Genomic DNA, 12,231 nt, shown 5'->3' with positions numbered 1-12,231 from the left:
TACGCCCCGAGGGATTTTCACCCTAGATATGTGGCATGCCCGCCACACATAAAAAGCATCCAAAACGTTACGTTTATCGGATGCTCATTATGCACCATATGCTATAAAACACTGCGACCGTTTATTACTACATCTAACAAATGCAATTCACTATCCAGTATGACCAGATCAATCTTATGACCTAGGCGAATATCACTTGTATAACTCTTCACGATATGCGCCGCATTTTGCGAAGTCATCAAGATGCTTTCAGCAAGTCCATAGGCATCATATAGCTTACGAAAGATATCCAACAGGTCTATACAGCTTCCTTTTAGAACGCCTTCTTTATAAACTGCATGATGTTGTATGTAACTGCCATCATCTAGCACATGACCTTCAGGATAGGCCAATCCGGAGTTTATCGTACCGTCGCTGATTGCGATGACCCGTTTTGCACCCAACAGTTTAATCAGCCATTCTAACATTTTTGATTGTATATGTGCACCATCCATAATCATTTCACAGCTGCATTGGGATAAGAGCACGGCATCAAACATCGTCGGTTCATGATGATCAATGCCAGGCATAGCATTGCATAGATGCGTCACCTGGGAGGCACCTTCTTCAAAAGCCTCCAGCATTTGCTCATACGTTGCCTTACTGTGACCGATTGATACTTGAACACCATATAGATGCAATAAATGTATCGCTTCCATGGCATTTGTCAATTCCGGGGCAATCGTCATCACACGGATATCTTCATGATATTCACTTAGAAATGTATCTAATTCATTTAAATCAATTTCTTGTAACTGATTTGCATCTAATAAACAATGCATCGCTTTTGATAAATAAGGGCCTTCCAAATGAACGCCTGCATAACGTGCTCCCATCGTATTTCCTTGAAAAGCCTTTCGATATGCTTTCAGAATTGGAATATACTCTTGTAAAGGACGTGGAGATAAGGTCGGACAAAATGTCGTTACCCCTCGTTTGGCATATGCATTGGCCAATTGACGAAGATTTTCGATATTTTCATCATCACAGCTATATCCACGAAAACCATGCGTATGAATATCGACAAAGCCTGGGATAGCGATATGTCCTTTCCCTCTAGGTGTCTTAAATTCCATGCGCTCCACAAAACCATCTTCTAAATAAAGATCACCAAAAACCATCGTGCCATCCAGCATAAAGCTTACATTTTCAATTATCTTTTTCATGCTATGCACCTCACTCCTTACATTGTATTTCATAAAGGATGCTTTTACAAGGATAATTATGTACACCTAACATTTCTTTACCGCCACATTCTCTTTCCCATCTTATCATGCTATCAAGTATGCTGATTTAATAGCTTCTTTTTGCGTATAGTTAAAAACAGTCAAAAAGTTCATTTCATTGAACATGTTCTTTCTTCCCTTTGAAAATACCAAATCCTTATCCTTTCAAAAGACTTCAACGAAAGGAAACCTTTCATTTTACTATTTAACGTATCATGAACAAAAGCAAAGCGAGAAAATCGATGATTGTAAACAATCATTCAAGAAACTTATAAATATCTACCGCTTATACAAACTACTAAGCTTTCTGAACACCTATCACTATTGGTGTTGTGTATACAAAAAAAGCCCTTATAAAGCTAAATAGCATTATAAGGGTCATTCAGTAATCACAAATTATAATTTGATAAATTTCTCTACATCAATTACGAAAATAGTAGCTCCTCCAACTTGAACCTCGACAGGGAAAGATGCATATCTTCCAATATCATAAGATGCAGTGCTCGGTACAACTTCTGTACGTCTTCTACTGTATTCGCCAATAACTTCTATGGCACGTTCAACCTTATCATCATCCGTACCAACAATCAAGGTAGTATTTCCGGCACGCAGGAAACCTCCAGTCGTCGCAAGACGTGTTACCTGATAATTCTCCTTTGTCAACGCACTGGAAACTGCGGGACTATCATCATTTGACATGATCGCTAAAATGAGTTTCATATGCAATGCTCCTTTCTTCAATTTATATGTTTATTCTAACACTTAATAGGAGGTTTTACAATTAATAAATCGTGAATATGTTAAATGGTTTCACAAGTATTTTCACTTTTTTTCAATGCTTTATGCTTTTTTATGAAAAGGTGAAAAATCATGTATTTTACATAAATTTATGAACAAATTGAAAGGTTTTTCCTATTCAAAATATGCTATAATAGGACAGTCAAAGGAAGTGATCATATGGATAAATTAGGTTTAGTTCTTGAAGGAGGCGGCATGCGCGGGCTTTATACAGCCGGTGTGTTAGACTTTCTTATGGATCATGATATATATACAGATGGCGTCATTGGCGTCAGTGCCGGTGCCTGTCATGCGTGTAGTTATGCTTCTAAACAACGTGGACGTGCCTATCGCACAAATACAGACTACCTGCATGATAAACGTTATATGAGCATGCAGTCTTTGCTCAAAACGGGTGATTTATTTGGAGCAGAATTCATGTATAACGAAATTCCAAACAAATTAGACCCTTACGATTATGATGCATTTAATCGCTCTGGCATTAAATTATATGCTGTGGCAAGTAACTTGGAAACAGGAAAAGCCGAATATTTACAATGCATTAATATGTTGCATGATGTCATCTATGTAAGAGCCAGTGCATCCTTACCGCTATTATCCCGCATTGTGGAAGTAGATGGCAAAAAGTTGCTTGACGGTGGTGCATGTGATAGCATTCCCGTAAAACAATTCCAGAAAATGGGATATCAGAAAAATATCGTAGTCCTTACCCAATGCAAAGACTATCGCAAGGGAAAAAACAACCTTCTTCCTCTCATCCGTCGCAGTTATCGCAAATATCCAAAGTTTGTTGAAGCATTGGCAAATCGTCATATCAACTATAATCGCACGTTAGATGAATTAGGGGTAATGGAAAAAGAAGGCCGTATTTTGGTTATTCGCCCTAGTTCTCCGGTTACGATTGGACGTTTAGAGAAAGATGAGAAAAAGCTGAAAGCATTATATGAGCAAGGTTATGAAGACGCTAAAAACAGCATGGAAGCATTGATGGAATTCATCAAGCGCTAATGCTGCTTTTTTTGTGCTTATATCGTTTTCTCTTTAACATCCTCATCTGTTTGCAGTATCGTGATATTCTATTTGTCACATGCTTATTTCTTCTATTTCCTATGTCCATTCCTATTTGTCATCTGCTCTCTCCTTTTTGTCATATGCTCATTCCTTACTGCCATATGCTTTTTTCTTCTTTTTCATACATTCTTTTAGAATATTCCATTTCGTCCACTTTTCTCACTTCTCATTTATATTCTTCCTACTTCATGGTAAAATAAGAGATATAAACGAGGTGCAAGTATGAAACGAACAGGATGGTTATTTTTATTAATTTTTACTTTAATACTAAGCAGCTGCAGCTCTTCTAATGAAGAGTCGGCATCAGATACGACAAAGACACAGGATGTAACGATTACCTTAACGCAAAAAGAAACCTGTGAAAAGTTGGCAAACATCATTTGTGATGGCGATATACAAGCACTGCAAAATGACTTTACGTATTTAGATGAAATGGGAAAAGCTGTGAAGGAAAAAAACTTTCAAACACAGATTATGAGCTTTTCAAAGAGCTGTGGCAGTGTGGTATCTTTACAGACACCTTATGCCCAGTCCTATCAAGGGAATGTTGCCGTTTTTCAACCGGTAATAACGCAAAAACAGAAATTCAATCTGCAAGTAACCTTTGCGGGTGATAAGATAGCCGGTATTTTCTTTCGCCCATATCAACTTCCTGAAGAAACGATGAAGATGGATGGCATAAAACAAAAAGAAATGGATTTAAAAATAGCAACTGGCGGTAACATAAAAGGTTATTTGTGCACGCCTGAAAAAGGTGATAAATTTCCTGTAGTGATCCTGTTGGGAGGTTCAGGTCCCAGTGATCACAATGAAACCATCGGGAATCAGAAACCTTTTTATGAGCTTGCCAAGGAATTAGGGAAACAAGGTATTGCGACGTATCGCTTTGATAAGCGTACCTTAGAAAATACCTTTACCCAAACCGACACCATACAGCAGGAATATATAGAAGATGCCTTATCTGCTATTCAACTGATGCAGCAGCAAAAGCAGATTGACAAACAGCGTATTTATGTGTTAGGGCATAGCCAGGGAGGTTATATTTTACCTCGCCTAAATGAACAAACAAAGGATGTAGCAGGCTATATCTTTATGGCTGCTCCTTCTCGACCAATCGAAGACAGCATGGTAGAGCAACTTACCTACTTGGCGAAGTTGGATGGCAAAGTAGATGCTGAGGAACAAAAGCAGCTGGATGAGGCTGAAACAGTACGAAAACAGATCAAACAAATAGCTTCCAGCAAGCACGATGATACGCTTTATTTGGGTATGACACGAGCTTATCTTATGGATCTGGCCACATATGATCCAGTAAAAACAGCAGAAAAGATCCAAGTGCCGGTCCTGCTTTGTCAAGGACTACGTGATTATCAAGTGACCAAAACGGATTTAAAGCGTTGGCAACAAGCATTTGCTGAAAAAGCGAATTGGACCATTCGTACGTATGCAACGGCAAATCACGCAATGAGTAAAGGTAGTGAACAGCCTTCACCAAAAGATTACAACCAGGAGGCAGGATTAGATGTAACCTTTGTGAAAGACATTGTACAATTTATAAAATAAAAGCATAAAAAGAAAAGGCAAGTTTCCACATGCAGGTGGTACTTACCTTTTTTTGTGATACTATAAAATCCTTTGTATAACTTAAGTAGGAAACTTACATAGCGAATACTTATACATTGAAGCGGAAATGTAAGACATCACCGTCCTGCACTTCGTATTCTTTCCCTTCTAAGCGTAGTTTGCCGGCTTCTTTAATTGCCTGCTCACTGCCTAATGCATCAATATCTTCAAAGCGGTAACATTCCGCACGAATGAAGCCTTTTTCAAAGTCCGTGTGAATGACACCTGCACACTGTGGTGCCAGCATTCCTTTACGGAATGTCCAGGCACGACATTCATCTTCACCGGCAGTTAGGAATGTACAAAGATTTAAGATTTGATAAGCTGTTTTGATGACTTTATCAAGTCCGCTTTCTGGTATACCTAATTCCTGTAAAAAAGCATTCTTTTCTTCTTTATCCAGGCCAGACAATTCCTCTTCGATCTTAGCGCATACAGGTACAACCTGATTATGTTCACTATCTGCCAGCTCTTTCACCTTCTGATAATAGGGATTATTTTCTGGCTCTGCGATTTCTTCATCTGACATATTAGCAATGTAGATCATTGGCTTTAAGGTCAATAAATTAAATGCTTTGATAAGCAATCGTTCTTCCTTTTCCAAATCCAAGCTTCTAACAGGCTTTCCGGCTTCTAAAGCTGCTTGTAATTTTTTTAGTACGTTGACTTCGGCTATCGCATCTTTATCTTTGTTTGTCATCGCCTTGCGTTCTACTTTGCTTAAGCGATTTTCGATTGTCTGTAAATCCGCCATAATCAGTTCCAGATTAATGATTTCAATATCGCGAATGGGATCCACACTGCCTTCGACATGCGTAATATCTGCATCATCAAAACAACGGACAACATGACAAATAGCATCTGTCAAACGAATATTACTTAAAAATTGATTTCCTAAACCTTCACCCTTGCTGGCACCTTTTACTAAACCGGCAATATCGGTAAATTCAAAAGTTGTATAGATGGTTTTCTTTGGATGAAACAGCTCTACCAAACGATCAATACGATGATCCGGCACTTCTACGACACCAACGTTCGGTTGAATGGTCGCAAAGGGATAATTGGCTGCCTCTACCTGTGATTTTGTGATTGCGTTAAATAATGTAGACTTTCCAACATTAGGAAGCCCAACAATTCCTGCTGTTAATGGCATACTATCCTTCCTCTCAACTCTAACATTCTACCGTTTTTTTTAAGGTTATGCAACTGTTTGCGCACGTATTTGTATATACATTTTTATTGATTCGTGAATTTAATTATCCCAATCTTTTTTCTTTAACCATAAGCTAATGGTGATGGCTATCATCGTAATTGTTCCAGCAAGAACTACATAATCTATTGGCGCTTGTTCCATTCTGTGTTTTATGAATAAATCGATGTCCAGAATAGATAGTACGCTAAATCCATATAGAGCTATTTTAATCGATGCAGCATTCACTATACCCACATAAGCATCCTTCCAAATCAAAGATAGCGTCACATATAAGATGAGTATAAAAAATGTGATAAAGCCATAATCCGTAAAGCTTACGGTTTTCCCTATTTCTATGACCTTACATTCATTCAAAATGATTGCCCCACATAAAAGAATAATTGCTAAAGCAAAGGCTTTCGTCATAATCTTATTGCGTATGGCTTTTTGTCTTTCATCAAATTGTTCTATGTTCATTCCTCCCAAAATAAATCATTCAGTGTTTTATCCAATGCTTTACATATCGCAATGCATAAACGAATACTGGGATTGTAATCTCCCTTTTCAATGGCGTTCATTGTTTGTCGCGTAACACCTACACATTCTGCCAGTTCTTTCTGTGTCATATCTTTTGTTGCTCTTGCGGCCTTTATTCGCAAATTCTTTGCCATAACACCACTTCTCTTTCTACCTATATAGTATAACCAATATTACTTTATGTCAAGTATATATTACTTTTATTACGATTTAAATTACTCTATTAAAACTAGGTGAATCTTTCTTGATGTTTCTTTTAGTTAGCAAGACACGCTGAGAAAGCATTAAAAAAACCGCGATAGCTGCGGTTTCATTCTTCCGATTTTGGTGCATGTTCAATAACACGTTTTAATTTTTTTTCAAATTCCACACGAGGAAATAACACGCTGGTACCGCAGCCCTGACATTTGATACGGATATCAGCTCCCATGCGGATAATTTTCCAGTATTTCGATTTATGACATGGATGCTCTTTCTTCATCTCTACGATGTCATTCAAATCATATTCATGCTTTATCATGTGCTCATTCCCTTCTCTTTATTTAAGTTATCTTCATTGTATCATAGTTTTTATCGTTCGTCCCATGAAACATGCTCTCTTTGTTCATAGGATTGCAAAGTATTTTCTAGCAACATCGCAATGGTCATAGGCCCCACCCCTTTCGGCACAGGAGTTATATAACCAGCAACCTCACTAACGTTTGCAAAATCAACATCCCCACACAGCTTATTTTGATCATCACGGTTGATACCGACATCAATTACGACAGCACCTGGTTTTACCCAATCACGTTTTACAAGACGCGCTTTTCCAACCGATACAACTAAGATATCCGCACGTTTGGTAATACTTTTAATATCCTCTGTTTTGGAATGACAAATGGTTACCGTTGCATTATGATTTAATAAAAGTTGTGCAACCGGTTTACCAACAATATTACTACGTCCAAGAACAACAGCCTGTTTACCGCTTAAATCTGTCATGCCGATTTCCTCTAGCATTCGTATAATACCTTTTGGCGTGCAGGAAAGGAACGTTGGTTCTTGTAATAGCATCTTCCCTACATTCACCGGATGAAAGCCATCCACATCTTTTTTTGGATCAATCGCATGTAGAATCACATGCTCATCCATATGTGCAGGTAAAGGAAGCTGTACCAAAATACCATCCACCTTGGTATCGGTGTTCAACTGATGAATGATCTGTAACAATTCATCTTCACTTGTGGTAGCCGGCAGTAAAATGAGATCATTTTCCATGCCGATTTCATGACAAGCTTTCTCTTTCCCTTTCACATAAGATACACTGGCAGGATGTTCTCCTACCAAAACGACAACAAGCTTAGGGAGTCGTTTTTGCTCATTTTTTAACTTCATGATCCGCAAGCGCAGATCTTTTTTTACTTGCTTAGCAATTTCACTGCCATATATCACATTTGCCATACGCTTAGCCTCCTATAATTCTGCACTGTCTAAAATGATCGTAACCGGACCATCATTCAGCAATTCTACCTTCATATCAGCGCCAAACACACCTGTTGGTACTTGCAATCCATATGAACGTAATTCTTTATTAAAGAGCTCATAAAGCGGGTTTGCCTGCGCAGGGTGTGCCGCTTTCTCGAAACCGGGACGTCTTCCCTTCTTACAATCCGCATACAATGTAAATTGCGAAATTGAAAGAATATCTCCCTGAATATCCGATAACCCACGATTCATCTTTCCTTGTTCATCCTCAAAGACACGCAATTCAGCACATTTTTTTGCCATTTTCTTCACAATGCCTTCATCATCACTCTGGGTAATACCTACCAAAGCTAAAAAACCATTTTGAATGGCGCCATGCACTTGTCCATCAATTGTAACGGATGCATGCCGCACTCTTTGTAATATCACTCGCATATCATTTTCCTTCCATTTTCCAATACTACTTGCTATAATCTTTTCCTATTTGAAAAACAAGGGCACCCCCCTTGTTTAATATGTCAAAATTTCAACACCTTTTTCGGTTACCAGTAAGGTATGTTCCCATTGAGCAGAAAGCTTGCCATCCGCCGTATAAGATGTCCATCCATTATCTTCATCAATATAGAGATGATAATCTCCCTCATTGATCATCGGTTCAATAGTAAACACCATACCGGGAGCCAGAATCATGCCTTTTCCCTTACGCCCTACATGTGAAACGATAGGATCCTCATGGAATGCTTTCCCAACGCCATGTCCGGCAAAATCTATCACGACACTATAACCTTTGCTCGTTGCATATTCATGAATCGCCGCTCCAATATCGCCTACATGCCCCCAAGGTTTGACAGCTTTTATACCGATTTCCAGACATTCTTTCGTCACTTGTACCAAACGCTTTGCCTCTTCACTCACTTCACCAATCATAAACATTCGCGAAGCATCGGAGTAATAACCATGAAAAATGGTGGAAACATCTACATTGACGATATCGCCTTCCTGTAAGATGATTTCATCATCCGGAATACCATGACATACCTCATCATTAACCGATGTACAAACACTTTTAGGAAAGCCTTCATAATTCAAAGGAGCAGGTATTGCCCCATGACTTACTGTGTAATCATACACCAATCGGTCAATATCTCCGGTACTCATACCGACATGTATATGCTTTGCGACATGATCAAGTACACCGGTGTTAATAGCAGCACTCTTTTTGATACCAAGAATATCCTTTGTACTTTTGATCAAACTGCGATCTGGCACAATCTCGCCATTTCTAGCAAATTCGCGAATTTTTTCATCAAACTTTTCATGACATTGTTTATATTTTTTGCCACTGCCACACCAGCAGCGGGAATTTCTATGCATTTCCATATCTTTACACCTCTTTACGTCGTATAGTATATCACGTATCTCTTAAATTTTCATACCATTTCCTAAAAAGTAATACAATTGCCATGACAAAGCCGAATTAAAGATTGACTTTCCTTATATACACCGATAAAATTATGCATAAAAGGGTGTGAATGTATGAAAGCAAGAGAAAAATTCTCATCGCGCTTAGGCTTTATCCTAATCTCAGCGGGATGTGCAGTCGGACTGGGGAATGTCTGGCGGTTTCCTTATATCACCGGCCAGTATGGCGGAGCTGCCTTTGTATTGCTATATTTATTATTTCTGATGCTGTTAGGCTTACCTATCATGGTAATGGAATTTTCCGTAGGACGCGCATCTATGAAATCGGCCGCAAAATCTTTTGATGTACTAGAGCCAAAAAAGACAAAATGGCATTTCATCAAATATGTGGCAATCGGCGGTAATTACATGCTGATGATGTTTTATACGACCGTTGGCGGATGGATGTTGAATTACTGTTTAAAAATGATAAGTGGCACTTTTGAAAACCAGTCAACAGAAGCAGTGGGGCAGATATTTCATGATATGCTCGCAAGTCCTGCGCAGAACCTGTTTTGGATGGTCGTAATTACCATGATCGGCTTTCTCGTCTGCAGCAAGGGATTACAAAATGGGGTTGAAAAGATTTCCAAATATATGATGTCCTGTTTATTTATTGTTATGCTGATACTGGTGATACGCGCTGTCACTTTACCAGATGCTGTAGAAGGTTTAACGTTTTATTTAGTGCCTGATTTTGGTAAAATGATGGAAAACGGCTTATGGGACGCCATTTTTGCGGCAATGAGTCAAGCCTTCTTTACGCTTAGTCTGGGTATCGGAGCGTTGGCTATCTTTGGCAGCTATATCGGAAAAGATCGTTCTTTACTAGGTGAAAGTCTGAATGTCTGTATCTTAGATACTTTAGTTGCCTTTATTGCCGGTTTGATTATTTTCCCTTCCTGTTTCTCTTTTGGTGTAGATGCCGGAAGTGGCCCAGGATTGGTATTTGTGACATTACCAAATGTCTTTAATGCCATGGCTCAAGGACGCTTATGGGGAACCTTATTCTTCTTATTTATGTCCTTTGCAGCATTAACGACCATTATTGCCGTATTTGAAAATATCGTTGCCTTTGCTATGGATAGCGGTTGGTCAAGAAAGAAAGCCGTATGGGTAAATTTCTTTGCCATCCTGATTTTATCACTGCCTTGTGCATTAGGATTTAATATTCTATCCTTCTTACAGCCATTAGGTGAAGGAACAACCATTCAGGACTTAGAAGATTTCATCGTTTCCAGCAATTTATTACCATTAGGTTCCTTATTATATCTATTATTCTGTACCTTCCGTTATGGTTGGGGATGGAAAAATTTCCTTGGTGAAGCAAATACAGGAAAAGGGCTAAAGTTTCCTAGCTGGATACGAGGCTACGTCAGTTTCATACTGCCTGTCATCGTCATCTTTATTTTCTTCCAAGGTTATATCGAGAAGTTTTCAACACCATGGAATGCAATCTTACCAATTGTTTTGATCCTGTTTATCATCTTTATACCAATACATGCATGGATCATACAACATAAAAAAAAGCAGTAATTCAGCTAAAAATGACTCCTTGAAGTAGTAAGGAGTCGTTTTTTATGGAAAGGTAATGGCGGTTTGTTTATGGAATGAACAAATGCAAACGAGGGAGTAAGTACCATTACCAAAGTCTTTCAAGGTATTACTTACCTTGTACTTTTAGTATAAGACAGCTTTGTGAAAAACATATGAATAGTATTTGAATTCTGTGTTAATTTATTAAAGAGCACATACAATAAGACCTCTACGAGGGATAGAGGTCTTAAGCATGAAGGCCGGTAATGGAAATTATAAAATTATGTAAACATGATAGCTGTTGTTACTATTACTATAGGGATGGGGAAACGATTTCCATTACCACACAAGCAGTAAGTCTGCCTGTACCTATACTATAACGTGCGAATGTGAAGGATATGTGATGGTCATGCGTTTTTTTACAACTTTTTGATAATCATAAGAGAGGATATAAGACCTTCCCCATACAAATACCCATCTATGATCGATCATCATTCCACTCTTCCCTTTTTCTTTATTTGTGTTAAAATACCTCTGACATTATAAATTCACATAGGAAGGAGATTATTATGAATCGTTTCTGGGGACATCTTTCAACGATCAATCATCATAAAATACTGGTAACTAAATTATGCTTTCGCTGCCATTTATATAAGCAAGGAATCTTACACGATTTATCAAAATATTCACCTGTTGAATTTTGGGCAGGAGTTACCTATTATCAAGGCTTTCGCAGCCCTATTAATCGAGAAAAAGAAGTAAAAGGGTATTCCCTTGGATGGTTGCATCATAAAGGACGGAATCGTCATCACTGGGAATACTGGTTGGACAATGGAAATGTAAAAAATGGTGTCATTGCTATTGAAATGCCTGTCAACTACGTTGTTGAGATGATTTGCGATCGTATTGCGGCATCCATGACCTATCAAAAGGAAAACTATACCGATGCCAGTGCTTTAGAATACTTCTTAAACGGTTATGACAGAGTCATGATGCATCCTAACACAAAAGCATTGACACAGCATATATTAGAATATTTAAGAGATCATGGTTTAGATCAGACCATTGCTTATATCCGGCATAATATTTTAAAAAACAAATAATTTTTTATATGACCTAAAGAATTGTGCATATGATTGTACTATCACAATTCTTTTTTTATTACTAAAAGTTATACTATAGTCCTTTCTATCGTCTTTATCACCATGAAAATTCGCAAACAAAAAGGGATATTTAAATTATCGTGGGGATAAAACCTGCCTCTAAATTATCATGGGGTTT

The 12,231-nt window shown here is 38.2% G+C and carries 13 protein-coding genes; 4 read left to right on the top strand and 9 right to left on the bottom strand.

The genetic code is table 11. The features are described from left to right. Positions 1–101: 101 nt before the first annotated feature. Positions 102–1,205, bottom strand: a complete 1,104-nt coding sequence (locus LI241_RS14885; RefSeq protein WP_008691206.1) for an N-acetylglucosamine-6-phosphate deacetylase — start codon at positions 1,203–1,205, stop codon at positions 102–104. A gap of 456 nt (positions 1,206–1,661) precedes the next feature. Beyond that, positions 1,662–1,985 (bottom strand): cyclic-di-AMP receptor, encoded by a 324-nt coding sequence (locus LI241_RS14880; RefSeq protein ID WP_008691205.1) that lies wholly within the window; start codon positions 1,983–1,985, stop codon positions 1,662–1,664. Positions 1,986–2,222: 237 nt separating this feature from the next. Here LI241_RS14880 and LI241_RS14875 point away from each other — a divergent pair, with 237 nt between their 5' ends. Further along, positions 2,223–3,071, top strand: coding sequence for a patatin family protein (locus LI241_RS14875; RefSeq protein ID WP_008691204.1), 849 nt, complete (start codon positions 2,223–2,225; stop codon positions 3,069–3,071). Positions 3,072–3,356: 285 nt separating this feature from the next. Then, positions 3,357–4,697, top strand: coding sequence for a S9 family peptidase (locus tag LI241_RS14870; RefSeq protein WP_008691203.1), 1,341 nt, complete (start codon positions 3,357–3,359; stop codon positions 4,695–4,697). 109 nt (positions 4,698–4,806) lie between these two features. Here the strand turns inward: LI241_RS14870 and ychF are convergent, their stop codons facing one another. The 7 genes from ychF to LI241_RS14835 form a co-directional block, all read right to left on the bottom strand. Then, a complete protein-coding gene (ychF, locus tag LI241_RS14865) occupies positions 4,807–5,910 on the bottom strand; it encodes a redox-regulated ATPase YchF (protein WP_008691202.1) in 1,104 nt (367 codons plus the stop codon). A gap of 99 nt (positions 5,911–6,009) precedes the next feature. Beyond that, a complete protein-coding gene (locus LI241_RS14860) occupies positions 6,010–6,426 on the bottom strand; it encodes a hypothetical protein (RefSeq protein WP_008691200.1) in 417 nt (138 codons plus the stop codon). After that, positions 6,423–6,620: a helix-turn-helix transcriptional regulator gene (locus tag LI241_RS14855; protein ID WP_008691197.1), complete on the bottom strand. Its 198-nt coding sequence runs from the start codon at positions 6,618–6,620 to the stop codon at positions 6,423–6,425. The genes LI241_RS14860 and LI241_RS14855 overlap by 4 nt, the downstream gene beginning before the upstream one ends. A 176-nt stretch (positions 6,621–6,796) precedes the next feature. Next, positions 6,797–7,006 carry a DUF951 domain-containing protein gene (locus LI241_RS14850; RefSeq protein ID WP_008691195.1) on the bottom strand — a complete coding sequence of 70 codons (210 nt, stop codon included), beginning with the start codon at positions 7,004–7,006 and terminating at the stop codon, positions 6,797–6,799. A 50-nt stretch (positions 7,007–7,056) separates the two neighbouring features. Next, positions 7,057–7,929, bottom strand: a complete 873-nt coding sequence (gene folD, locus LI241_RS14845; RefSeq protein ID WP_008691194.1) for a bifunctional methylenetetrahydrofolate dehydrogenase/methenyltetrahydrofolate cyclohydrolase FolD — start codon at positions 7,927–7,929, stop codon at positions 7,057–7,059. A gap of 12 nt (positions 7,930–7,941) precedes the next feature. Next, positions 7,942–8,388, bottom strand: coding sequence for a D-aminoacyl-tRNA deacylase (dtd, locus tag LI241_RS14840; protein WP_008691193.1), 447 nt, complete (start codon positions 8,386–8,388; stop codon positions 7,942–7,944). Between the two features lie 75 nt (positions 8,389–8,463). Further along, a complete protein-coding gene (locus LI241_RS14835) occupies positions 8,464–9,333 on the bottom strand; it encodes a methionyl aminopeptidase (protein ID WP_008691192.1) in 870 nt (289 codons plus the stop codon). Between the two features lie 156 nt (positions 9,334–9,489). Between LI241_RS14835 and LI241_RS14830 the strand changes: the two genes are divergently transcribed. Further along, positions 9,490–10,950, top strand: coding sequence for a sodium-dependent transporter (locus LI241_RS14830; RefSeq protein WP_008691191.1), 1,461 nt, complete (start codon positions 9,490–9,492; stop codon positions 10,948–10,950). A 569-nt stretch (positions 10,951–11,519) separates the two neighbouring features. Further along, a complete protein-coding gene (locus tag LI241_RS14825; protein WP_008691190.1) occupies positions 11,520–12,053 on the top strand; it encodes a DUF5662 family protein in 534 nt (177 codons plus the stop codon). The last annotated feature ends 178 nt before the right edge of the window (positions 12,054–12,231 follow it).

Origin of the sequence: Longicatena sp. 210702-DFI.1.196, from assembly GCF_020563125.1 — a bacterium.
Classification (GTDB): Bacteria; Bacillota_I; Bacilli_A; order Erysipelotrichales; family Erysipelotrichaceae; genus Longicatena; species Longicatena caecimuris.
Note: the sequence above shows the minus strand (reverse complement) of the source record. Positions and strands in the feature narration are given on the sequence as shown.

What these genes read in the sequence shown, in the direction of transcription:
- LI241_RS14885 (WP_008691206.1), bottom strand. Translation starts at nt 1,205, where the DNA reads ATGAAAAAGATAATTGAAAATGTAAGCTTTATGCTGGATGGCACGATG.
- LI241_RS14825 (WP_008691190.1), top strand. Translation starts at nt 11,520, where the DNA reads ATGAATCGTTTCTGGGGACATCTTTCAACGATCAATCATCATAAAATA.
- LI241_RS14830 (WP_008691191.1), top strand. Translation starts at nt 9,490, where the DNA reads ATGAAAGCAAGAGAAAAATTCTCATCGCGCTTAGGCTTTATCCTAATC.
- LI241_RS14835 (WP_008691192.1), bottom strand. Translation starts at nt 9,333, where the DNA reads ATGGAAATGCATAGAAATTCCCGCTGCTGGTGTGGCAGTGGCAAAAAA.
- LI241_RS14860 (WP_008691200.1), bottom strand. Translation starts at nt 6,426, where the DNA reads ATGAACATAGAACAATTTGATGAAAGACAAAAAGCCATACGCAATAAG.
- LI241_RS14870 (WP_008691203.1), top strand. Translation starts at nt 3,357, where the DNA reads ATGAAACGAACAGGATGGTTATTTTTATTAATTTTTACTTTAATACTA.
- LI241_RS14850 (WP_008691195.1), bottom strand. Translation starts at nt 7,006, where the DNA reads ATGATAAAGCATGAATATGATTTGAATGACATCGTAGAGATGAAGAAA.
- LI241_RS14875 (WP_008691204.1), top strand. Translation starts at nt 2,223, where the DNA reads ATGGATAAATTAGGTTTAGTTCTTGAAGGAGGCGGCATGCGCGGGCTT.
- LI241_RS14880 (WP_008691205.1), bottom strand. Translation starts at nt 1,985, where the DNA reads ATGAAACTCATTTTAGCGATCATGTCAAATGATGATAGTCCCGCAGTT.
- dtd (WP_008691193.1), bottom strand. Translation starts at nt 8,388, where the DNA reads ATGCGAGTGATATTACAAAGAGTGCGGCATGCATCCGTTACAATTGAT.
- folD (WP_008691194.1), bottom strand. Translation starts at nt 7,929, where the DNA reads ATGGCAAATGTGATATATGGCAGTGAAATTGCTAAGCAAGTAAAAAAA.
- LI241_RS14855 (WP_008691197.1), bottom strand. Translation starts at nt 6,620, where the DNA reads ATGGCAAAGAATTTGCGAATAAAGGCCGCAAGAGCAACAAAAGATATG.
- ychF (WP_008691202.1), bottom strand. Translation starts at nt 5,910, where the DNA reads ATGCCATTAACAGCAGGAATTGTTGGGCTTCCTAATGTTGGAAAGTCT.